Consider the following 22,487-nt stretch of genomic DNA (forward strand, 5'->3'; position numbering starts at 1 on the left):
AGACGTATCTTAGCTATAGATTACAAGTACTTGTTTTAGGTCATAATTTTAATTTACGATTATTTTGCAAAGCTTCTCTAAGTATTTGTAATCACTAGAGAATTTGCTAAAAATTTACCCAAAAATACTTGACCCTGTAGGAAGCTTCCTCTAAAGTGGGAGGAAGTGTGAAAAAGTGGGGTAAATTTTGTTTCAAGGCGCTTCAGCTCTCAATATCGATGCAAAAGGTCGCATGTCGGTGCCAGCAAGGCATCGCGATGCCTTATTGCTGCAGGGCGAGGGTCGCGTCACCCTAACCAAGCACCCCGACGGATGTTTGTTGCTATTTCCCAGGCCCGAATGGGAAGCATTTCGGGCTCGGGTTGCGCAATTGCCTATGGACGCGCATTGGTGGCGCCGAATCTTCTTAGGTAACGCCGCGGAAATTGATTTAGATGGCGCTGGGCGAGTTCTGATTACACCTGAGTTACGCACCGCTGCAAACATTGAACGTGAAATTATGTTGTTGGGAATGGGTTCGCATCTAGAGATCTGGGATGCAAACACGTATGCAGCAAAAGAGCAGGCAGCAATTGCGCAGGGCATGCCAGACGCATTAAAACAATTTACCTTTTGATGATCGGGCGCCATGAACAACATCCATCGCCCAGTATTACTGGCCGAGGCAGTCACCGCCATGATCAGCGGACCATCTTTTCAGCCGAACTCTGCCGTATTCATCGATGGAACTTTTGGTCGAGGGGGTCATACGCAAGCGCTCTTGGATGTGCTTGGCCAGGAGAGCAAGCTTATCGCATTCGACAAGGATCCAGAAGCCATTGCCAAAGCCCAATCGCTTTGCGATCCACGTCTGCAAATCATTCATTCCAGTTTTGCCAACATCGAGCAGCATATTCAGGGGGCATCAGTCGATGCGGTGTTACTCGACTTAGGCATCAGCTCACCACAAATCGATACACCGAAACGGGGATTCTCATTTCGGTTCGAGGGCCCGCTTGATATGCGCATGGATACGACACGCGGAATCTCAGCGCGGGAATGGCTCGCCAGCGCAGCAGTCGAAGAGATTACTCAGGTGATTAAAACCTTTGGTGAGGAGCGATTCGCAACGTCCATCGCGCGTGCCATAGTAAAGCAACGTGAAGAGGGGCATTCTGTTCAAACCACTAAAGCCTTGGCAGATTTGATTGCAAGCGTAGTGAAAACGCGTGAGCCAGGACAGGATCCAGCAACTCGAACATTTCAGGCGATTCGGATTTTTATTAATCAAGAATTAACCGATCTTGAGAAGGGTCTAGCAGCTGCACTTAGAGTATTAAAAGCCGGCGGTCGATTGGTAGTAATTAGTTTTCATTCACTCGAGGACCGCATTGTGAAGCAGTTCATGCAAGCGCATGCGCAAGTGAACATCCCTCGAGAATTGCCGATACGAGCAAAAGATTTACCGCAGAGCGATTTAGAAATCATTGCTCGGGTTAAGCCAAGCGATAGTGAGATTAATGAAAATCCTCGGGCCCGTTCGGCGGTGATGCGCGTTGCGCAGAAAAGAGGTGCTCTCGTATGAATCGCGCCACGCTAAGCCTACTTGTATTACTACTAATTTGTGCATTGTCGCTGGTTACTTCTCAACAAAAAACGAGAAAGTTATTTGTGTCCTTGGAGCGCGCCCAAGCACAAGAGCGTCGACTCAATCAAGAATGGTTACGGTTGGAGTTTGAGCAGCGTAATCTTTCCAAATCAGCTCGTATTCGTGATGTGGCTCGCAATCAATTGCGGATGAGCCCGATTACTCCAGATCGCACTCTCTACTTTAAGGAAGGTCTATGAAACCGGTAGGTTTCTCGACCTCTCCAAATGTTGTGTTGCGACTGCCAATGTGGCGTTCGCGACTGATGCTGTTCCTCTTGTTTATCGCATTCGCAGCCTTGGTCATTCGTGCATTTTGGATTCAGGGCCCAGGCAATGGATTTTATGAAGCCAAAGCGGTCAAGGGTGTGCAGCGCGAGATTGAGATGCGCGCTACGCGTGGAAAAATTTTGGATCGCAATGGTCAGTTAATTGCAACAAGCCTTGAAGCAAAGGCTGTGATTGCTTACACGGATAATATTCCAGCCGATCTTGCGCCTGAGAAAATTACGCAGCTTGCCAAGCTCTTGGAGATGAGTGAGGCAGAGATAAAGAAGCGTTTTGCCGATGAGCGCAATCAAGTATTTTTAAAGCGTCAGGTTGATCCTGAGGTTGCTCAACAAATCCGTCGTTTAGAAATTCCAGGAATTGGATTGAATAATGAGTATCGTCGCCATTACCCAGAAGGGGAGGCGATGGCTCACGTAGTTGGCTTTACGAATGTGGAGGACCGCGGTCAAGAAGGAATTGAGCTGGCGCGCGATAAAGACTTGGCGGCTCAGCCAGGGAAACGACGGGTTGTAGTCGATCGCTTGGGCCGGATAGTGAATGACATTGCGATCTTGCAATTTCCACAAGATGGCCAAGATCTCCAACTCTCGATTGATAGCAAGATTCAGTACATTGCATATAACGCGTTAAAGAGTGCCGTTGAAAAGCATCGTGCCAAGGCCGGTGGCGCGGTAGTGCTGGATGTGCGCACTGGAGAAATTTTGGCATTGGCTAATTGGCCAAGCTATAACCCCAACTCGCGTAAAGCACTGACTGGTGAGCAGCTACGTAATCGAGTATTGACCGATACCTTTGAGCCAGGCTCCACGATGAAGCCTTTCCCCGTTGCGCTTGCGCTTGAGCAAGGTAAGGTGCAGCCTGAAACCAATATGACCATTGGTCAAAAGTTATTAGTAGGCCCCAAACCGATTACGGATACGCATCCCTATGGAATGTTGACGGTATCCCAAGTGATTCAGAAATCGAGCAATATCGGCACTGCAAAATTAGCGCTGCAGCTTGAACCTCGTGAGATGTGGGATTTATTTGCGGCCGTTGGTTTTGGCCAGGCCCCGAACATTGGATTCCCTGGCGCAGTGGCAGGGCGCTTGCATCCATATCAAAAATGGGGCCAAAGTGATCAAGCTCGTATGTCCTTTGGATATGGAATATCCACATCATTATTTCAATTGGCACGCGCTTACACGATTTTTGCTCGCGATGGCGAGTTGGTACCTACCACCATTTTGCGTAGCCCAGATTACAAACCGGGCACTCGAGTGATTACGGCTAAGTCCGCGATTGAGATGCGCAATATGTTAGAAACCGTTACCGAGCAAGGCGGCACAGCATTGACTGCGCGCGCAGAGGGATTTCGGGTTGGTGGAAAAACCGGTACCTCACATAAGGTTGAAGGTAAAGGCTACGCTTCCAATAAGTATCGAGCATTCTTTGTTGGCTTGGCACCGATTAGCGCCCCGCGCATTGTGGTTGCGGTGATGGTTGATGAACCCACCGTTGGTGGTTATTACGGTGGCCAGGTTGCTGCACCCGTGTTCTCAACGATTGTGAGCGAGACTTTGCGTAGCTTGAACGTCACTCCCGATATGAATGAGCGCACGGTGGTACAGGCGCCGGATGCACAACCGGTAACTAGTGCGTTACAAAAAGTGGCGCTGAAGCAATGATGGCCAATACTCAAATGACCCATCGAGATATATTGCCTTATTTAAGGCAAAGCCTTGCACCCAGCGCCAAATTAGTTGCCGATACTCGCCTAATTACAAAAGGCGATGTATTTCTGGCTTACTCGGTTGGGCACGGGAAGGCCCTCCGAGATGGACGAATCTATATCGCCCAGGCCCTCTTCCGAGGGGCTGCTTACGTGTTGTATCAACCGCAGACCGATGAAGGCCAAAGTGTCGCTTGGGAAACGGATTTAGATGAGCGTTGTATTGCGGTTCCCGAGCTTGCTAAATATGCTGGATGGTTAAGCTCAGAGTGGTATGGCAAACCCAGCGAAATGATGCCGGTGATTGGCGTGACTGGCACGAATGGTAAGACCAGTGTGACCCAATGGCTTGCACAATGTTTATCCGATAGAGCTGCCGTGATCGGTACACTCGGTAGTGGCTTTCCAAACCAATTACAAGGACTGGGGTACACCACCCCAGATGCGCCCCGTTTACAAATGGAGCTTGCTAGCTTAAAAGCAAAAGGGGCTGAATATATTGCACTCGAGGTATCTTCACATGCCCTAGAGCAAGGACGTGTGAATGGCACTCACTTTGCTTGCGCCGTCTTTACGAATTTTAGCCGTGATCACTTAGATTATCACGGCAGTATGGCAGAGTATGGTGCCGCAAAAGCCCGACTTTTTCTTGATTTTCATCCAAAGAATGTCGTTATCAATATTGATGATTCTTTTGGACGCGAGCTACTAATGAGAATGGCGACGCGCGAGGGTGTGGAGATTTGGGCATACGGTATGTCTCAAAGCTCATTTCAGGGATTAGAAAAATTACAAAGCCGGTTCAAAGCTATATGTTTTCAGGAGTACATCTTTGGAACGAATGCCTATCAATGTCAGTTGAGTATTGATGGAGTCAATCATTTAGCCACTATTCCCGTATTGGGCATATTTAATTTAAGTAATGCCTTGGCCGTGATTTCAACCTTGATGGTTTTTGGAATTTCAGATGCCCTAAAACGTTTCTCTAACCTAAAACCTGTTTTAGGTCGTATGGAAGTGATTCATAGTGATCGTGCAGACACCCCATTGATGGTAGTTGATTACGCCCATACCCCCGACGCATTGCAAAAAGTTTTAGAAACATTAAAACCAATTGCACAAGGACGCGGAGGAAAACTGGTGTGCGTATTTGGCTGTGGTGGAGACAGGGATCAAGAAAAGCGCCCCATGATGGGAGCAGTTGCGCAATCGATTGCTGATCATGTGATCGTTACGAGTGATAACCCACGCTCCGAAGATCCGCAGGTCATAATGGACATGATTGTGGCTGGGATGGGTGACCATCACACCTCATCCGTTGAGCTCATTGCAGATCGTGCTGCAGCGATCATGACTGCCGTTAGACAAGCCCAAGCTCAAGATGTTGTTCTGGTTGCCGGTAAGGGCCATGAGACTACCCAAGAAATTCAGGGGAAACGCTTTGACTTTTCAGATCAAGCGCATTTGCGTTTAGTGAGCGGAGGGTCGGTTTGATGCAAGCCATTCCAACCATGACCAATCTTGCTCATATCCATGCCTTACTTCCAAATAGTCAATTGCACAACATTGGCATAGTTGAAGCACGTGATCAACTAATTAGTCAGGTCGGAACTGATAGTCGTAACCTTTCCGCTGGAGAACTCTTTGTAGCACTTAAAGGCGATCGCTTTGATGCGCACAACTTTTTAAGTGCTGTGGCCGAGCAGGGTGCTTCTGCTGCCTTGATTAGTGAGAAAACAACGTGCCCAACAAGTTTGCCAGCAGTTTATGTAGAAGATACCCGCAATGGGCTTGGTGAGCTAGCCGCCGCATGGAGAGCCCAGTTTGGATTGCCTCTAGCGGTAGTGACCGGAAGTAATGGCAAAACAACCGTAAAGGAAATGATTGCAGCAATCTTTAGAGAAGCGGTTGATCCTACTGAATTACTTGTGACCGAAGGTAATCTCAATAACGATATTGGTTTGCCGCTCACATTATTGAAGCTACGCCCTTCGCATCGGTTGGCCGTGATAGAACTGGGCATGAATCATCCAGGAGAGACCGCCGAGCTAGCAGCGATCGCTCGGCCAACCATTGCATTAATTAATAATGCGCAGCGGGAACATCAAGAGTTCATGGAAACCGTTGATGCTGTGGCGCGTGAACATGCAGATGCTTTACGCGCACTCCGGTCTGATGGCGTGGGCGTATTTCCGGCAGATACCCTATATAGCGGGCTTTGGAAAGATGCTTGCGCCTCCAAACGGTATGTAGAGTTTCGCTGGTTAGATCAGATACCTAATGCAAATTTAGTATCAGCTTCCGTGGTTGATGGTTATTTACTTGCGGATGGTCAGATCGAAGTGCGAACATCGACTGGCTCAATTCAGGTGAAACTTAATACGCTGGGCGAGCATAACTACCGTAATGCCATAGCCGCCAGCGCAGTCGCGATTGCCGCACAAATTCCGTTAGTGCAAATTAAAGCGGGCTTAGAGAAATTCATGCCTGTATCGGGTCGGATGCAGCGCATCACGATTTCCCAGAATATCGAACTCATCAACGATACCTATAACGCCAATCCAGATTCGGTCGTAGCTGCCGTTAAGTCATTGGCCGCTCTTCGTGGTGAGCGTTATTTGGTTTTGGGTGATATGGGAGAGGTGGGTTCGCAGGGTCCCGCTTTTCATCAGGAACTTGGGAAGTACGCTGCGCAATGCGGTATTGAGCATTTCATGTCGATTGGTTTTTTAACGAAAGAAAGTAATGCAGCATATTTACGTGAGAGACCTACTGGGGATTCACGTCATTTTGATGACATTGATTTATTGAATCGCGAGTTGCTTCAGAATCTGCGGCAATCTGACCAACGTAATGTTTGTATCTTAGTTAAAGGATCCCGATTTATGCGGATGGAGCGGGTAGTGCAAGCTCTCATTGAGGGAGTGAAACCATGCTCTTGATTTTGGCCCAATGGTTACAAGACGATTATGGATTTTTCCGGGTCTTCTCTTACATCACCTTTCGTGCCGTGATGGCAACCATGACCGCACTTCTGATTGGTCTTGTCTTTGGCCCTTGGGTGATTCGGAAGTTGACTTCGATGAAAGTGGATCAAGCGGTTCGTACCAATGGACCCCAAACGCATTTAGCCAAAGTAGGCACCCCCACGATGGGTGGCGTATTGATCCTCATTGCTATTTTTATCTCCTGCGTGTTGTGGGCCGATTTGAGTAATCGCTTTATTTGGATCGTCATGCTAGTGACCTTTGGTTTTGGTGCGATTGGTTGGGTCGATGACTATCGCAAGGTAGTCCACAAGGATCCCAAGGGAATGTCTTCAAGAGAAAAATTCTTTTGGCAAACCTTGATTGGTTTATTTGCAGCGATTTATTTAGCGTTCTCGGTTTCAGAAGTCAATAACCTGAAGGTTCTACAGTTATTCATGAGTTGGGTCGAGAGCGGCTTCTCCTTAGATCTGCCAGCCAAGTCAAACTTAACCGTCCCCTTCATGAAAGAAGTGAGTTATCCCTTGGGGGTTATGGGCTTCATCATTTTGAGTTACTTGGTCATTGTTGGTAGTAGTAATGCCGTGAACTTAACGGATGGTCTAGATGGATTAGTCATCATGCCCGTGATTTTGGTGGGCGCTGCACTAGGAGCCTTTGCCTATGTTATGGGTAACGCAATCTACGCGAAGTATTTGCTATTTCCTCATATTCCGGGTGCCGGTGAACTATTAATCTTTTGTGGAGCAATGGGTGGCGCAGGCCTAGCGTTTCTTTGGTACAACGCGCATCCCGCCCAAGTTTTTATGGGTGACGTAGGCGCTCTCGCTCTGGGCGGCGCCCTAGGAACCATCGCAGTCATTGTTCGTCAAGAGATTGTTCTCTTTGTGATGGGCGGGATTTTCGTTGCTGAAACAGTCTCTGTGATGATGCAAGTTCTATGGTTCAAGTTCACCAAAAAATATTATGGTGAAGGACGACGTATTTTCCGGATGGCGCCTTTGCATCATCATTTTGAACTTGGCGGATGGCGCGAGACGCAAGTAGTTGTGCGTTTTTGGATCATTACGATTTTGTTGGTGCTCGTTGGCTTGTCAAGCCTTAAGTTACGGTGAGAAACGATTAATACGATGAACCAGCGCTTACTTTACCCATTTAGTTCCAGTCATGGCGATGAGTTCGCCAGACTAACTTCACCACAAATCCTAATTGTGGGTTTAGGTGAATCTGGCTATGCCATGGCGAAGTGGTGCTTAAGCCAGGGTGCACAAGTACAACTTGCTGATACACGCCCTCTCTCGAAGCTAAATTCACAACAACAAACTTGGCTTAGTGAGCTTAAGGATGGGGGACTCAAGTCCTTTACCCCTGAAGTAAGCGATTGGAAGGGATTGCTCGAGCAAGCTGATATTTTAGGAATCAGCCCTGGCTTATCGCCACTGCAAGAGCCGGCTAATTCATTTTTAGCCATCTGCGAGGAGCGCAAGATCCCTGTTTGGAGCGAAATCGAATTTTTTGCACGTGCACTAGCAGCTTTGAATCGGATGGCTTTAGAGACTCACGCAAAGTATCAGCCTAACATTCTGGCGATTACTGGCACTAATGGCAAAACAACCACGAGCGCATTAACGGCTCAGATTTGTGAACGAGCAGGTCGCCGTGTTGCTTTGGCTGGGAATATCAGTCCGGCCGCTCTTGAAAAATTGAGTACCGTATTGAATGAGGCGGAGAGTTTTGCTGATTTGCCTCACATCTGGGTATTGGAGTTGTCAAGTTTTCAGTTGCACTTTACCCATACACTCAATCCAACCGCAGCAACCGTTCTCAATCTCTCGCAAGATCACTTAGATTGGCATGGCGATATGCAAGCGTATGCAGCTGCGAAGGCCCGGATTTTGGGAAGGGATTCAGTCTTGGTTCTCAATCGCGACGATTCCTTGGTAAATGAAATATTTAGTGATGTCGTCGATCATAAGATCATTTCGTTTGGAAGTGATGTGCCAAGGGAGAGTGACTCATTTGGCATTGAGCGTGACTTAAATGGCGGTGGAATCGATTGGTTGGTTTGGGCAGAGCCTGATGAAGCGACCCAAGCGCTGGAGCAGGAGGAAGCGCAAGAGGGATTCATTAAGCGTCGCCGTCGCAGGAAAAATAATGCGTATGAGGAAGCTGAAAGCTTACGACTCAAGCGACTAATTCCGGCAGATGCGCTCCGTATTCGTGGTCGGCATAACGCTCTGAATGCACTCGCTGCACTTGCACTTGCTCGTGCCGCAGGCTTAGGTATCGGCTTGCTCTTACATGGCTTACGTGAGTATCAGGGCGAACCGCATCGGGTTCAAACCGTCGCCGTGATTCGGGATGTGGAATACATTGACGATAGCAAGGGTACTAATGTGGGGGCAACCGTTGCTGCATTAATGGGTTTAGGAACTGCTTTTAGCCAAAAAAATATATGGCTCATTGCAGGCGGTGATGGAAAAGGCCAAGACTTTACCCCCTTATCTGAACCGATCGATCGATTTGTAAAAGGCCTCATCCTGATAGGTCGTGATGGCCCAGCGATTAAGGCAGTGTGCTCAAGCCCAATCAGCCAAGGTAGTTTACAAGTGATAGAAGCAAAGGACTTGGAGTCGGCTGTTCAGTCAGCTGCCCAACATGCAGCAGCTGGTGACCTTGTTTTGTTATCCCCGGCTTGTGCGAGCTTTGATATGTTTAAAAACTATCAACACCGAGCACAGGTTTTTGTGGATGCTGTTCATGAGCTCACGAATCAATGGAGCGATAGTCCCAATGAACATCTAGGGGCGTCGGTATGAATATTCGTCAGAACCGTTTTTGGAATATCTCGCGTGAGGGCTTTGATGGATTTCGTTCGGGGCTGCGCGATGCGGTATCCGGTGTTGAGCAAACGCGTTCGCGCATGATGGAGTATGACCAATTGCTGGTTTGGGCGGTGTTGTCTTTAAGCCTAATTGGCCTTGTGATGGTTTATTCAGCTTCGATTACCTTGGCTGATGGCCCCAAATATGCCAACTACAGCAGTAATCACTTTTTGATTCGGCATTTGATCTCGCTCGGGATCGCGGTATTTGTTGGGTTTTGGGTCTTTAAGATTCCAGTGAAAACGTGGGATAAGTTAGCTCCCTATATTTTTGCGTTCACGATTTTGCTCCTAATTGCTGTATTGATTCCTGGAATCGGTAAGGGCGTGAATGGCGCACGGCGTTGGATTTCCTTAGGAGTGATGAATTTCCAACCATCCGAGCTGATGAAATTCGCTGTGATTATCTTTGCAGCCAGTTACACCGTCAAACGCCAGGAGCATCTGCATTCCTTTGTGAAGGGCTTTGTCCCCATGGGGCTAGCAGTTGCCTTAGTTGGACTATTGCTGATGCTTGAGCCCGATATGGGAGCCTTCATGGTGATCGCCATCATTGCCATGGGCATTTTGTTCTTAGGCGGAATCAATGCCAAATTGTTTGCTGGCTTAACGATTGTTGGTGTAGTGATTGTGGCAACCGTCATCGCCTTATCCGAGTTTAGACGTCAGCGAATTTTTGCATTTTTAGATCCTTGGCAAGCCGAGCATGCTGCACGCAAGGGCTATCAATTAGTTCACTCCTTGATGGCCTTTGGACGTGGCGAGTGGTTTGGTGTTGGTTTAGGTGGGAGTGTTGAGAAATTGCATTACTTACCGGAAGCGCACACCGACTTCATCTTGGCGGTGATTGGTGAAGAACTTGGTTTTGTGGGTGTGTTTGTAGTGATCCTACTTTTTTATTGGATCGTACGTCGTGCATTTCTCATTGGTCGTACTGCCTTGCAATTGGATCGAAGTTTTGCGGGACTCTGCGCCAAAGGCATCGGTATTTGGGTCGGCTGGCAAGCCTTTATCAATATGGGTGTGAACCTAGGTCTTCTGCCGACGAAGGGTTTGACTCTGCCGCTCGTGAGTTACGGTGGCTCAGCTATTTTGATGAATATGGTGGCTTTCGCGGTCTTATTAAAGATTGATTATGAGAACCGAATCTTGATGCGCGGAGGCAAGCTATGACCATGGCTGGGCGCTCTATCTTGGTCATGGCTGGCGGCACTGGCGGTCATATCTTCCCAGGCTTGGCCGTTGCAGAATGTCTGCGCAAACAGGGTTGGTCTGTATCGTGGATGGGAAATCCCAGCGGTATGGAATATCGTTTAGTGCCGGCAAAAGGATTTATTTTTGAGGGCGTGCAATTTGGTGGATTACGGGGCAAGGGAATACTGACAAAGTTACTAATGCCATTTCGGTTAGTTCGCGCCATGATGCAAAGCTGGAAAATATTGCGTCGTTTGAAGCCAAGCGTGGTGTTAGGTATGGGGGGTTACATCACCTTCCCAGGGGGCTTAGTGAGCTACCTCATGGGCCGGCCTTTGGTGCTACATGAGGCGAACTCGGTTGCTGGAAGTGCTAATCGAGTATTGGCGCGTTTTGCGACGCGAGTCCTTACTGGATTTCCGCGCACACTCGAACATGGCCAGTGGGTGGGTAATCCCATTCGTGAGAGCGTTGAGGGGCTGGGCGATTGCAAGACACGCTATGCAATGCGTCAGGGCCCGCTGCATTTACTGGTAGTTGGTGGAAGTTTGGGGGCTGCTGCACTCAATGCAGTAGTTCCAGAGGCTTTAGCTCTATTACCAGCCGATCAGCGCCCAAACGTGATGCATCAGACTGGTGAGCAGCATTTGGAGGCAGTGACAAAAAAATATCAACAATTGGACGTTCATGCTGAGCTAAAGCCATTCATTGAGGACATGGCTGCAGCGTATGCTCATGCTGATTTAGTGATTTGCCGTGCTGGAGCAATGACCGTGTCTGAGATCTCGGCCGCTGGGGTTGCTGCTTGTTTTGTACCATTTCCATACGCAATTGATGATCACCAGACCGCTAATGCGCGTTTTCTGTCCGATGCAAAGGCTGCAATATTGATGCCTCAAGCGGAGTTGGATGCAGCTGCGTTGGCAAACTTAATTTTAGGATTGCGGCGCGAGGATTTAGCCGAAATCGCTGTGAAAGCGCAGGCGCTTGCAAAGTTTCGTGCGACCGAGGAAGTTGCCTCAATTTGTAAGGAGTGCGCGCGATGAAGCATATCGTACAGCACATTCATTTTGTAGGAATTGGTGGCGCCGGCATGTGCGGCATTGCTGAAGTACTCCTCAATTTAGGCTATCGCGTTTCGGGATCAGATTTAGCGGAGTCTGCAGTTACGAAGCGACTAATAGCCTTAGGGGCACAAATTGCAATTGGCCACGATGCAAAGAATATCGGTGATGCCGAAGCAGTGGTAATTTCGTCGGCGGTCACTGGAAATAATCCGGAAGTACTTGCTGCCAGAGCCAATCGCATTCCAGTAATCCAGCGTGCCGTCATGCTTGGTGAGTTAATGCGCTTAAAGCAGGGAATCGCAATTGCTGGCACGCACGGCAAAACGACGACGACAAGTTTAGTTGCCTCGGTGCTTGCAGAGGGTGGTTTGGATCCAACCTTCGTGATTGGTGGAAAGCTCAATTCAGCCGGTGTGAATGCACGCTTAGGGCAAGGCGAATTTATTGTGGTTGAGGCTGACGAATCAGATGCTTCGTTCTTGCAGCTCTATCCGGCCATGGAAGTAATCACCAATATTGATGCGGATCACATGGATACCTATCAGCATGATATGGCCCGCTTAAAGCAAACCTTTGTGCAATTTACGCAGCGTATGCCATTTTATGGAATTGCAGTTCTTTGTATTGAAGACAGCAACGTTCGAGATATCCTGCCGTTTGTTTCGCAACCAATCTTGCGCTATGGATTTTCTGAAGATGCTGAGATTCGCGCAACCGATATCAAAGCTGTTGGCACGCAAATGCACTTTACGGTTCATCGTCGAGCAATTCGCAGGCATGGTTCTAGACCTGGCCCATTAAAAATTATTCTTAATTTGCCTGGTCAGCACAATGTACTTAATGCATTAGCAGCGATTGGAATTGCAACTGAACTGGGCGTTAGCGACGATGCAATTACGCATGCCTTATTGCAATTTAGTGGTGTCGGACGTCGTTTCCAACATTATGGCGATATTGCCTTAGCGGGTGGTGGAACATTTACCTTGATTGATGATTATGGTCATCATCCCGTTGAAATGAATGCAACCTTAGCGGCTGCACGTGGCGCGTATCCAGATCGGCGTTTAGTTTTGGCATTCCAGCCTCACCGATTTACTCGTACTCGCGATTGCTTTGGTGAATTTGTCAATGTATTACGCCAGTTTGATACCGTAGTCCTCACTAATGTGTATCCGGCCGGTGAGGCGCGCATTGCAGGCGCCGATAGTAAAAGCTTGATGAAAGCCTTAGGTAAATCGACCCCAGTCCAAGTGGTTGAGGATCTTCAGGAGATCCCTACCGCATTAAGTGGACTTCTCCAAGACGGTGATGTCTTGATTACGATGGGCGCTGGCTCTATTTCCAAGTTACCCCAGATGCTCGTGGAGAATAGCCATGGCTAATCTTCAAACGATCCATCCCTGGGGTCAGCAGGTTGCTGCGCAACTCGCTCAGTTGAGCCCCAAACAATTTGGGCGCGTTGGTGTATTAATGGGTGGACGTTCTGCCGAACGTGAGATCTCGCTCTTGTCGGGTCAAGGAGTGCTGAGTGCGCTTTTAGAAAAGGGTATTGATGCACACGCCTTTGATCCAGGCGTGCGCAGTCCAGTTGAGATTGCTAAGGAACAATTTGATCGTGTCTTTATTACACTGCATGGCCGTTATGGTGAAGATGGAACGATCCAAGGTCTTCTTGAGTTACTTAATATTCCGTATACGGGTAGTGGTGTTTTGGCCTCGGCCTTATCGATTGATAAGGTGGTGACTAAGCAAGTCTGGCAGAGTCATCACTTATCAACACCACGCTATGAGGTCTTAACGGACGATAGCAATTGGGATCGTGTTGCACATCATTTAGGACTGCCTTTGGTTGTGAAGCCAGCACATGAAGGATCCTCATTGGGTTTAAGTAAGGTGCGACGCATTGAGGAACTTCCAACCGCTTATAAGTTGGCAGCCAAATTAGATCGACGGGTTTTGGCAGAAGCCTGCATCGTTGGTCCAGAGCTCACCTGTCCGATTGTAGGTCAGGGCGCTACTGCCCAAGCGCTGCCACTCATCCAAATCATTCCTCCAGAAGCTGGTTATGACTTTCATCACAAATACTTTTCAGATGAGACTCAATATCGCTGTCCTCCAGGACTTGATCCAGAGCTTGAGCACCAGATTCAGGAGCTTGCAGTATCAGCCTATCGAGCGCTGGGTTGCCGAATGTGGGGTCGCGCGGACGTCATGCTCGATGCGGCCAGTCAGAATAAGCCCTATTTACTGGAGATGAACACATCTCCAGGAATGACCTCGCATTCATTGGTACCAATGGCTGCTAAAGCAGCCGGCGTCCCCTATGCTGATCTGGTGATGTGGATCCTAAGCCAGACCTTGGAAGGTACGTTTTCTTCACCAGAGGTTCACCAGTCATGACAGCGATACAACGGATCTCGGACGCAATCAATTTTGCGATCGCACCGGTTTGGAATCATGCGCAGCGCATGCAAGAAATTACGCGTTGGTTGATGCGCTTTTTTATTTTGGCTGTTGTCCTATCCATCTTTATTTGGCTCAGTCATCAACCGGTATTTACCTTAAAGCATTTACAGATTGAGTCTGCTGGTCATCAGGACTTAAAGCATGTGCATCTTCCTGCAGTTCGAGCTCAGGTTTTGGATAAAGTTCAGGGTAATTTTTTCAGTGTTCGTTTGCAAGATGTGAAGGATGCCTTCGAAGCACTACCTTGGGTGCGCCATGCGAGTGTGCGTCGCGCCTGGCCCAATGGATTGATTGTGAGCATTGAAGAGCAAAAACCCCTAGGAGTTTGGGGCAAGGCTGATCAACAAAAATTACTCAATGTTTATGGCGAAGTATTTGATGGCTCAGTTGCGGAGCTTGATGAAAACAGCCCCCTGATTGAATTTAGTGGACCAGATGGATCAAGCAAAGAAGTACTGCGTCTTTATCAAAAAGCCAGTACTTGGTTTAAACCGTGGGATGCTGAGGTTAAATCACTCACGCTATCGGATCGTTATGCGTGGCATATCAAGTTGAGCAATGGTGTGCGTATTGAGTTTGGGCGCGAAGAGGAGCAGGCCAAAGGCGCTCTAGATCAACGCGTTGCACAGCTTTTGCAATATTGGCCACAAGTTCAACAAAAATGGCCCAATCGGGTTGACGCAGTCGATCTGCGCTATCCCAATGGGTTTGCTGTGCATATTGTGGGAGCGCCCACTAAACCAAGTGCACCCGCTATCAAAGTTGAAATACCGAAGGCGTATCAAATCGCTATTTTGAGTCATGACGAGCAACGCATCGAGGAATGGAAATGAGTAAAGACAGCCGCGATTTATTGGTTGGATTAGATATTGGTACATCAAAAGTGGTGGCTTTGGTCGCAGAGCTTAACCCTGATGGCCAATTTAATGTCTTGGGTTTAGGGCAAACCTCCTCGAAAGGTTTAAAGAAAGGCGTAGTAGTCAATATTGAAGCAACTGTCCAGTCGATTCAGAAGGCGCTCGAGGAAGCCGAGTTAATGTCGGATCGTCGCATCGCTCAGGTTTACACCGGTATCGCTGGTAATCATATTGTGAGTTTTAACTCGAGCGGTATGGTGGCGATTCGGGACAAAGAGGTTGGCGCCGGAGATGTTGAGCGTGTTCTAGAAACGGCCAAAGCAATCAATATTCCCACCGATCAACAAATTCTTCATATTTTGATTCAGGAATTCATCATCGATGGTCAAGAGGATGTGCGTGAGCCGATTGGGATGAGCGGTATTCGTTTAGAGGTCAAGGTGCATATCGTGACTGGAGCAGTAAGTGCGGCACAAAATATTGTGAAGTGTGTCCGACGCTGTGGGCTAGAAGTGAATGATTTAATTTTGCAACCACTCGCTTCAAGTCTAGCGGTTCTAACCGAAGACGAGAGGGAGTTAGGCGTTGTATTAATTGATATTGGTGGCGGCACAACCGATATTGCCATTTATAGCCAAGGATCGATTCGTCATACCGCAGTGATTCCTATTGCTGGTGATCAGATCACCAATGACATCGCGATGGCCTTACGAACCCCAACGGTTGAGGCAGAGGATTTGAAGATTCATCATGGGGTTGCCAAACAGGATATGGCCGACCCCAATGCCATGATCGATGTTCCTGGCGTGGGGGATCGTGAGCCCCGCCCAATGTCCAAACAAGCGCTTGCGGCAGTGATTGAGCCACGGGTTGAGGAACTCTTTACTTTAGTTCGCAACATTGTCCGTGAGTCGGGCTATGAAGACATGGTCTCTTCTGGAATCGTGTTGACTGGTGGCACCGCCATGATGCCGGGCATGGTTGAGTTGGCAGAGCAGGTTTTCTTAAAGCCTGCGCGCATTGGCACGCCTGAGTATCGCGGTCACTTACATGAAGTATTGAGAAGTCCACGGTACTCCACCGGTCTTGGTTTGCTCATGGAAGGGCAGGCACAAATGATGCGTGGTCGCAGAGCAATTCAGGGCGGCAGTTTACAAGGCGTGGTTGCACGCATGAAGGAATGGTTTACAGGAAATTTTTGATTTTTTTCGTCGTCGTCAATCGGTGATCCATGGTGGAAAGCCGATCTTATTAAGGAGGGTGTTATGGAATTTGAAATGGTAGAACAAGAAACAGCTGGCAAGACCATCATTAAGGTGGTGGGTGTCGGAGGCGCTGGCGGCAACGCTGTCCAGCATATGATTCGTCGCAATGTCAACGGCGTGGAGTTTATTTGCATGAATACCGATGCAGGTGCCTTGCAGCGGTCGCAAGCAAGCTTAAACCTACAACTGGGCGAAACTGGCTTGGGCGCTGGCGCGAAGCCAGAGGTGGGCGCGGCATCTGCCGAGCAAGCTCGCTCGCGTATTGCTGATGCATTGCAAGGCGCACATATGGTGTTCATTACCGCGGGGATGGGCGGCGGTACCGGAACTGGGGCGGCCCCAGTGGTTGCTCAAGTTGCTAAAGAAATGGGCATCTTAACGGTTGGCGTGATTAGTAAGCCGTTTGACTTTGAGGGCGTGAAGCGCTTAAAAGTGGCAGAGATGGGTGCGCAAGAGTTGGAAAAGCATGTTGACTCATTAATCGTCGTTTTAAATGAAAAGCTCTTTGAGGTGATGGGTGAAGATGCAGAATTTGATAAAGCCTTTGCTTGTGCAGACGATGTATTGCATAACGCAGTATCTGGTATTGCCGAAATCATTAATGAGCAGGGCTTAATCAACGTCGACTTTGAAGATGTCAAGACTGTCATGAGTGAGCAGGGTAAAGCCATGATGGGAACGGCGACAGTTTCTGGAATGGATCGGGCGCGTTTGGCGGCAGAGGCAGCCGTTGCATCGCCACTGCTGGAGGGCGTTGATTTATCAGGCGCACGCGGTGTATTGGTCAATATCACTGCCAGTCGTTCATTGAAGTTATCCGAGACCCGTGAGGTGATGGCTGCGATTCGTGGGTATGCCGCTGAAGATGCTACGGTCATTTTTGGAACGGTGTATGACGATAGCTTGGGCGATGCCCTACGAGTAACCGTAGTAGCCACTGGACTCAATGGTTCCCAATCCCTGCAAAAGGATCAACCCCAGTTAATCTGGCGAGCTGCAACCGGTACGAATGATGCAAGTCCAACCATGACCACCTTGGGTGATTTTGCTCCAACCAGCCCAGCTGCTGCGATGAGCCGCAATGTGACCCAAGCATCTAGTGCTATGGGCTCAGCCACGGCTGCCCCAGTGAATCCTGCGGTCGATTATGGTCAGTTTGATGTTCCAAAGGTATTTCGTAATTCTCGAGAGTCTGTACCTCCAAGCCTTGGTGCCGATAGTTCGCCACAAGCGAAGGCCATGCTCGAGAAAGGGGCGGATTACTATGAGATACCTGCCTTTTTAAGGAAGCAAGCAGACTAATAAATAAACCATACAATAGTGGGTTCGAGGATTGCTAATTCAGTCGCCCCTCCGGACGACGAATCCAGCGCCTGCGTTAGCACCCCAAACCACTATTGATATGGAGATCACATGATTGCTGTAGGACAAAAATTACCAAACGCTACCCTCTACGAGTTTTTTGATGAAGAGCGCGATGGCTGTTCCTTGGGCCCAAATGCATTTGAAGTTGACAAATTAACCGCTGGCAAAAAAATTGTTATTTTTGCTTTGCCTGGCGCATTTACACCAACCTGCTCAGCCAAGCATGTTCCAGGATTTGTGGAGCATTTTGATGCGATTAAAGCAAAAGGTGTTGATGAGATTTGGTGTGTTTCTGTCAATGACCCATTTGTGATGGGCGCATGGGGCCGGGATTTAAAGGTTGGCAAGAAAGTACGTATGTTGGGTGACGGTAGTGCTGAGTTCACCAAAAAGTTAGGCATGGAATTTGATCTAACCGCGCGTGGTCTTGGTGTTCGCTCACAACGCTATGCCATGATCGTGGATAACGGCGTTGTGAAGCATTTAGCACTCGAGGCACCTGGTAAGTTTGAAGTCAGTGATGCCGCAAATACCTTAAAGCATCTTTAATTGATATTGTGTAGGCCATGGTGCTTAAGCAAAAAACTTTAGCGCAGCCGATCAAAACGGTCGGCATTGGCCTGCATTCTGGTCGTAAATCAACGCTAACCATTAAACCCGCACCGATTGATTTTGGTATTCAGTTCGTGCGGGTTGATATGCCTAACGCAGTTCCTATCCCAGCTCATGCATTGGCTGTCTGTGATACCCGCTTAGCCTCGGTGATTCAGAGTCAAGGGGTCAAGGTTTCTACGGTTGAGCATTTACTATCAGCCTGTTCGGGTTTGGGATTGGATAATTTATTGATTGAGGTCGATGCGGAAGAAGTGCCGATCATGGACGGTAGTGCGGCCTCTTTTCTTTTTCTGATTGAGTCAGCTGGTACCGTTGAACAAGAGGCCCCACGCAAATTTATGGTGATTCAAAAGGCGGTGGAAGTGCGTGAAGGCAATAAATTAGCACGCCTAGAGCCACATTTTGGATTCAAGTTGGATTTCACGATTGACTTTAAGCACCCAGCAGTTGATAAAACGGGGCAGCGTTTTGTGGTCGATTTTGCTGAGCACGCTTATCGTAGTGAGATTGGTCGTGCTCGCACCTTTGGATTTGCGCATGAGGTGGAAGCCTTGCGTGAGATTGGTTTAGCTCGTGGTGGCAGTTTAGATAATGCGATTGTGCTTGATGAGCATCGCATCTTAAATAACGAAGAGTTACGTTATGACGATGAGTTTGTGCGTCATAAAATTTTGGACGCGATCGGAGATCTTTATTTGGCCGGTCACCCTATTGTCGGAGCGTACACCGCAGAAAAGTCAGGCCATGCACTTAATAACGCACTATTACGAAAGCTCTTAGACGACCCAAGTTCGTATTCGATCGAAACCTTTGATAAGGCTAGTGCCCCTGCGGCCTATCTGCAAACCCCCGAAAGCATCAACGCCTAGATTTTCTGTTTCTCAATAATCGTTCGATTGATTGCCGCAGAGAAGACTGTGGAGATAGTTGTTGATAAAGCCCTTCCCAAGCACTTTGAGCTGCTGGGGTAAATTCAGGTGGATTTTCATTTACTCGATTACTTCTTACCGTTAATGGTTTCGGTTTTACCTTCACCCGAACTTGATGAATCACCCATTGATATTGCCCAAGTTCTTTGGCAATACTGGGAGCAATTTGTTGTAAGCGGGTGCCAATCGTGGCATTCGGTACCACCAAAACTAGCTCACTAGGGCGATCGGGACGCCATTCAACCTGTAGGGATTGGCCAATAGATGCAAAACCCAGTGAATACACAGCGTTTTGAACGGCATGGGTTAGGGCGTCATGCTTTTTAGCCCGCTCTAGAAGCGGTTTAAAGCCTTGCTCATGGGCTAGGCAATCCTGCCATGGCTGGGCTAACTTAACTAGGGGCTTATTCATCAAAGAGGGGCTCGCGGGTGATAAACTCAATAGCTAAAATTTTTTCTAGATTCCTATGGTACTTGGTCTTATTAAAACACTGGTTGGTAGCAGCAATGACCGCCTTCTCAAGCAATACCGCAAGGTCGTTTCTAAGGTAAATGCCCTTGAGGCCAATCTCCAGGCTTTGGACGATTTTGCCTTACAAGCGAAAACTGCCGAATTTAAGCAACGGATTGCCGCCGGTGAGGCTTTGGATGACCTTGCCGCTGAAGCATTTGCAGTGGTCCGTGAGGCCAGCGTACGGGTCATGAAAATGCGTCATTTTGACGTTCAAATCATGGGAGCCTTGGCCCTTCATCAGGGAAAAATCGCTGAAATGGGTACAGGTGAAGGTAAAACCCTAACCGCAACCTTGGCGGTTTACTTAAATGCGCTCTCAGGTAAGGGTGTTCATGTGGTGACTGTGAATGATTACTTGGCAGAACGGGATGCCGAGTGGATGTCTAAGCTCTACACTTTTTTGGGACTGACCGTTGGTATTAATTTGTCGCAAATGAATCATGAGGCCAAGCAAAAAGCCTATGCCGCTGATATCACGTATGGAACTAATAATGAGTTTGGCTTTGATTATTTGCGTGACAACATGGTTCAGGATGTGGCGCAGCGGGTACAGCGCGGCCTCTCCTATGCAATTGTTGACGAGGTTGATTCGATTCTGATTGACGAAGCTCGGACCCCACTTATTATTTCGGGGCAGGCTGAAGACCATACTGATTTATATATCAAGATGAATGCGTTGCCTGCGCATCTTGATCCGCAGGTGGGAGAAGAAAAATCCGATGGTTCGGGCGTGATTAAACCAGGTGATTACTGGGTCGATGAGAAATCCCATCAGGTCTATTTGACTGAGCGTGGCCATGAAAAAGCAGAACAAATCCTGACCCAAATTGGTTTATTGAAAGAGGGCGACTCCCTTTATGCCCCGCAGAATATTAATTTGATGCATCACCTCTACGCAGCCTTACGCGCACACTCTTTGTATCACCGCGATCAACACTACGTGGTTCAGGGTGGTGAGGTCATCATCGTGGATGAGTTCACGGGCCGCTTAATGCAGGGTAGACGTTGGTCGGACGGCTTGCATCAAGCGGTTGAGGCGAAAGAGAAGGTGGGGATTCAGAACGAGAACCAAACGCTTGCCACCATTACCTTCCAGAACTACTTCCGGATGTATCAAAAATTGGCTGGCATGACCGGAACGGCAGATACCGAAGCCTACGAGTTCAAAGAGATCTACGGACTTGAAACGGTGGTGATTCCCCCCAATCGACCCAGCCGTCGACTGGATCGGCAAGATCAAATTTATAAGACCTCGCCCGAGCGCTACGCAGCAGTCACGAAAGACATTAAAGAATGTTATGAACGAGGTCAGCCAGTTCTAGTAGGCACTACTTCCATTGAGAACTCGGAGCTGATTTCTAAATTACTCGATAAAGAAAAGCTTTCTCATCAGGTTCTCAATGCAAAGCAACATGCGCGTGAGGCAGAAATTATTGCTCAAGCGGGTCGACCCAAGATGATTACCATTGCCACCAATATGGCTGGTCGTGGAACCGATATTGTTTTAGGTGGAAATGTCGAGCGGCAATCACTCCTCATTGAAGCCGATGAGTCCCTTAGTGATGCTGAAAAAGCAAAACGGATTCAGCAGTTAAAGGACGAATGGCAGGGACTGCATGATGCAGTCGTCAATGCTGGTGGTCTGCATATTATTGGTACTGAACGACATGAAAGTCGCCGCATCGATAATCAGCTGCGTGGACGTGCCGGACGTCAAGGCGATCCTGGTTCATCGCGTTTCTATCTCTCGTTAGACGATCCTTTATTGCGTATTTTTGCAGGTGATCGTTTACGTGCTGTAATGGATCGCTTAAAGATGCCCGAAGGCGAGCCGATTGAGGCGGGAATGGTAACGCGCTCAATTGAATCTGCTCAGCGCAAAGTAGAAGGACGTAACTTTGATATTCGTAAACAACTGCTCGAATACGATGATGTCGCTAACGATCAACGCAAAGAGACCTATCGACTTCGCAATCAGATTCTTGAAAGTAAAGATATTGGTGACCTGATTGCCAATTTATGCGAAGACGTTTTTACAGCAATTGTCCGCAATTACGTCCCAGTGGAATCGATGGAAGAGCAGTGGGATATCCCCGCTCTTGAGCACCTCTTGGCAAATGAATGGGGAATTACCGTTGATCTTCAAGGGTGGATTGCCAATGCTGATACGGTCGATGACGAAGAAATCGTAACCCGGGTGATTGAAGCGGCAAAGAAGAATTACAAGGCTAAAGAGGAGCTCACGGGCCGTGAGTCGTTTGCTAGCTTTGAGCGTTCGGTGATGCTATATAGCTTAGATATTCACTGGCGAGAGCATTTGGCTGCCTTAGATCGACTGCGCCAAGGAATTCATTTGCGCGGCTATGCCCAAAAAGATCCAAAGCAAGAGTATCGCCGTGAGGCATTTGAGCTCTACGCAGAACTTTTGGATGTGGTGAAAAATGATGTGATTAAGACCGTGTTTACGGTTCAGATTAAAAATGCCTCAGAGCTTGATGAAGCTGCAGAAACCATCGCTGATGATAGCCAAGTAAAAGAGATGCAATTTAAGCATAACCAGTTTGCTGAGGGGGAAAGTATCCCTGTTGAGCAGGTTGAGCATGCAATTGCACCAGCCCCAGTTCGTGATGGCCCAAAAATTGGTCGAAATGATCCTTGCCATTGCGGTAGTGGTAAGAAATACAAGCACTGCCACGGAAAAATTGCTTAATTTGAG

The 22,487-nt window shown here is 48.3% G+C and carries 19 protein-coding genes; 18 read left to right on the forward strand and 1 reads right to left on the reverse strand.

From position 1 onward, the window contains the following. Positions 1-187 precede the first annotated feature (187 nt). The 17 genes from mraZ to lpxC all read left to right on the forward strand — a co-directional run bounded on the left by mraZ (position 188) and on the right by lpxC (position 19,197). The gene (gene mraZ / locus QUE62_RS00810; protein WP_286223855.1) at positions 188-616 is read left to right on the forward strand and encodes a division/cell wall cluster transcriptional repressor MraZ; all 429 of its coding nucleotides are present in this window, start codon (positions 188-190) and stop codon (positions 614-616) included. A gap of 12 nt (positions 617-628) precedes the next feature. Next, positions 629-1,564 (forward strand): 16S rRNA (cytosine(1402)-N(4))-methyltransferase RsmH, encoded by a 936-nt coding sequence (gene rsmH, locus QUE62_RS00815; RefSeq protein ID WP_286223856.1) that lies wholly within the window; start codon positions 629-631, stop codon positions 1,562-1,564. Then, the gene (ftsL, locus tag QUE62_RS00820; protein WP_108507694.1) at positions 1,561-1,827 is read left to right on the forward strand and encodes a cell division protein FtsL; all 267 of its coding nucleotides are present in this window, start codon (positions 1,561-1,563) and stop codon (positions 1,825-1,827) included. The genes rsmH and ftsL overlap by 4 nt, the downstream gene beginning before the upstream one ends. Continuing rightward, positions 1,824-3,584, forward strand: a complete 1,761-nt coding sequence (locus QUE62_RS00825; protein WP_286223857.1) for a peptidoglycan D,D-transpeptidase FtsI family protein — start codon at positions 1,824-1,826, stop codon at positions 3,582-3,584. The genes ftsL and QUE62_RS00825 overlap by 4 nt, the downstream gene beginning before the upstream one ends. Beyond that, positions 3,581-5,122 (forward strand): UDP-N-acetylmuramoyl-L-alanyl-D-glutamate--2,6-diaminopimelate ligase, encoded by a 1,542-nt coding sequence (locus QUE62_RS00830; RefSeq protein ID WP_286261707.1) that lies wholly within the window; start codon positions 3,581-3,583, stop codon positions 5,120-5,122. The genes QUE62_RS00825 and QUE62_RS00830 overlap by 4 nt, the downstream gene beginning before the upstream one ends. Further along, positions 5,122-6,570: a UDP-N-acetylmuramoyl-tripeptide--D-alanyl-D-alanine ligase gene (locus QUE62_RS00835; protein WP_286261709.1), complete on the forward strand. Its 1,449-nt coding sequence runs from the start codon at positions 5,122-5,124 to the stop codon at positions 6,568-6,570. The genes QUE62_RS00830 and QUE62_RS00835 overlap by 1 nt, the downstream gene beginning before the upstream one ends. Further along, positions 6,561-7,730, forward strand: coding sequence for a phospho-N-acetylmuramoyl-pentapeptide-transferase (mraY, locus tag QUE62_RS00840; RefSeq protein ID WP_286226890.1), 1,170 nt, complete (start codon positions 6,561-6,563; stop codon positions 7,728-7,730). The genes QUE62_RS00835 and mraY overlap by 10 nt, the downstream gene beginning before the upstream one ends. A gap of 15 nt (positions 7,731-7,745) precedes the next feature. Beyond that, complete coding sequence (locus tag QUE62_RS00845; protein WP_353506832.1) at positions 7,746-9,434, forward strand: Mur ligase family protein; 1,689 nt, start codon at positions 7,746-7,748, stop codon at positions 9,432-9,434. Beyond that, positions 9,431-10,672 (forward strand): putative lipid II flippase FtsW, encoded by a 1,242-nt coding sequence (gene ftsW, locus QUE62_RS00850; protein ID WP_286223861.1) that lies wholly within the window; start codon positions 9,431-9,433, stop codon positions 10,670-10,672. Before QUE62_RS00845 ends, ftsW begins: the two co-directional genes overlap by 4 nt. 2 nt (positions 10,673-10,674) lie before the next feature. Beyond that, entirely contained in the window at positions 10,675-11,739 is a 1,065-nt protein-coding gene (gene murG, locus QUE62_RS00855; RefSeq protein ID WP_458574831.1) for an undecaprenyldiphospho-muramoylpentapeptide beta-N-acetylglucosaminyltransferase, read from the forward strand. Continuing rightward, complete coding sequence (gene murC, locus QUE62_RS00860; RefSeq protein ID WP_286223863.1) at positions 11,736-13,142, forward strand: UDP-N-acetylmuramate--L-alanine ligase; 1,407 nt, start codon at positions 11,736-11,738, stop codon at positions 13,140-13,142. Before murG ends, murC begins: the two co-directional genes overlap by 4 nt. Continuing rightward, positions 13,135-14,160 carry a D-alanine--D-alanine ligase gene (locus QUE62_RS00865; protein ID WP_286226893.1) on the forward strand — a complete coding sequence of 342 codons (1,026 nt, stop codon included), beginning with the start codon at positions 13,135-13,137 and terminating at the stop codon, positions 14,158-14,160. Before murC ends, QUE62_RS00865 begins: the two co-directional genes overlap by 8 nt. Beyond that, complete coding sequence (locus QUE62_RS00870) at positions 14,157-15,059, forward strand: cell division protein FtsQ/DivIB (RefSeq protein ID WP_286223865.1); 903 nt, start codon at positions 14,157-14,159, stop codon at positions 15,057-15,059. Before QUE62_RS00865 ends, QUE62_RS00870 begins: the two co-directional genes overlap by 4 nt. Beyond that, a complete protein-coding gene (ftsA, locus tag QUE62_RS00875) occupies positions 15,056-16,285 on the forward strand; it encodes a cell division protein FtsA (protein ID WP_286226895.1) in 1,230 nt (409 codons plus the stop codon). Before QUE62_RS00870 ends, ftsA begins: the two co-directional genes overlap by 4 nt. A gap of 63 nt (positions 16,286-16,348) precedes the next feature. After that, entirely contained in the window at positions 16,349-17,650 is a 1,302-nt protein-coding gene (ftsZ, locus tag QUE62_RS00880; protein WP_286225513.1) for a cell division protein FtsZ, read from the forward strand. Positions 17,651-17,761: 111 nt separating this feature from the next. After that, entirely contained in the window at positions 17,762-18,262 is a 501-nt protein-coding gene (locus tag QUE62_RS00885; RefSeq protein ID WP_286225515.1) for a peroxiredoxin, read from the forward strand. A 20-nt stretch (positions 18,263-18,282) separates the two neighbouring features. After that, positions 18,283-19,197 carry a UDP-3-O-acyl-N-acetylglucosamine deacetylase gene (gene lpxC / locus QUE62_RS00890; protein ID WP_286224691.1) on the forward strand — a complete coding sequence of 305 codons (915 nt, stop codon included), beginning with the start codon at positions 18,283-18,285 and terminating at the stop codon, positions 19,195-19,197. Here the strand turns inward: lpxC and QUE62_RS00895 are convergent. Next, on the reverse strand, positions 19,187-19,669 hold the full coding sequence (locus QUE62_RS00895; RefSeq protein ID WP_286226896.1) for a hypothetical protein: 483 nt from the start codon (positions 19,667-19,669) through the stop codon (positions 19,187-19,189). The two genes, lpxC and QUE62_RS00895, sit on opposite strands and share 11 nt — an antisense overlap. Positions 19,670-19,724: 55 nt before the next feature. On the opposite strand from QUE62_RS00895, the gene secA reads away from it, so the two are divergent. After that, a complete protein-coding gene (gene secA, locus QUE62_RS00900) occupies positions 19,725-22,481 on the forward strand; it encodes a preprotein translocase subunit SecA (RefSeq protein ID WP_286223870.1) in 2,757 nt (918 codons plus the stop codon). Positions 22,482-22,487: the final 6 nt, after the last annotated feature.

Source organism: Polynucleobacter sp. HIN9 (assembly GCF_030297635.1).
Classification (GTDB): Bacteria; Pseudomonadota; Gammaproteobacteria; order Burkholderiales; family Burkholderiaceae; genus Polynucleobacter.

Bases quoted from the DNA above. Each gene is read 5' to 3' on its own strand.
- ftsZ (WP_286225513.1), top strand. From the start codon at position 16,349: ATGGAATTTGAAATGGTAGAACAAGAAACAGCTGGCAAGACCATCATT.
- murC (WP_286223863.1), top strand. From the start codon at position 11,736: ATGAAGCATATCGTACAGCACATTCATTTTGTAGGAATTGGTGGCGCC.
- QUE62_RS00865 (WP_286226893.1), top strand. From the start codon at position 13,135: ATGGCTAATCTTCAAACGATCCATCCCTGGGGTCAGCAGGTTGCTGCG.
- rsmH (WP_286223856.1), top strand. From the start codon at position 629: ATGAACAACATCCATCGCCCAGTATTACTGGCCGAGGCAGTCACCGCC.
- QUE62_RS00825 (WP_286223857.1), top strand. From the start codon at position 1,824: ATGAAACCGGTAGGTTTCTCGACCTCTCCAAATGTTGTGTTGCGACTG.
- QUE62_RS00870 (WP_286223865.1), top strand. From the start codon at position 14,157: ATGACAGCGATACAACGGATCTCGGACGCAATCAATTTTGCGATCGCA.
- murG (WP_458574831.1), top strand. From the start codon at position 10,675: ATGGCTGGGCGCTCTATCTTGGTCATGGCTGGCGGCACTGGCGGTCAT.
- ftsL (WP_108507694.1), top strand. From the start codon at position 1,561: ATGAATCGCGCCACGCTAAGCCTACTTGTATTACTACTAATTTGTGCA.
- QUE62_RS00830 (WP_286261707.1), top strand. From the start codon at position 3,581: ATGATGGCCAATACTCAAATGACCCATCGAGATATATTGCCTTATTTA.
- ftsW (WP_286223861.1), top strand. From the start codon at position 9,431: ATGAATATTCGTCAGAACCGTTTTTGGAATATCTCGCGTGAGGGCTTT.
- QUE62_RS00845 (WP_353506832.1), top strand. From the start codon at position 7,746: ATGAACCAGCGCTTACTTTACCCATTTAGTTCCAGTCATGGCGATGAG.
- secA (WP_286223870.1), top strand. From the start codon at position 19,725: ATGGTACTTGGTCTTATTAAAACACTGGTTGGTAGCAGCAATGACCGC.
- mraY (WP_286226890.1), top strand. From the start codon at position 6,561: ATGCTCTTGATTTTGGCCCAATGGTTACAAGACGATTATGGATTTTTC.
- QUE62_RS00895 (WP_286226896.1), bottom strand. From the start codon at position 19,669: ATGAATAAGCCCCTAGTTAAGTTAGCCCAGCCATGGCAGGATTGCCTA.
- ftsA (WP_286226895.1), top strand. From the start codon at position 15,056: ATGAGTAAAGACAGCCGCGATTTATTGGTTGGATTAGATATTGGTACA.
- QUE62_RS00835 (WP_286261709.1), top strand. From the start codon at position 5,122: ATGCAAGCCATTCCAACCATGACCAATCTTGCTCATATCCATGCCTTA.
- QUE62_RS00885 (WP_286225515.1), top strand. From the start codon at position 17,762: ATGATTGCTGTAGGACAAAAATTACCAAACGCTACCCTCTACGAGTTT.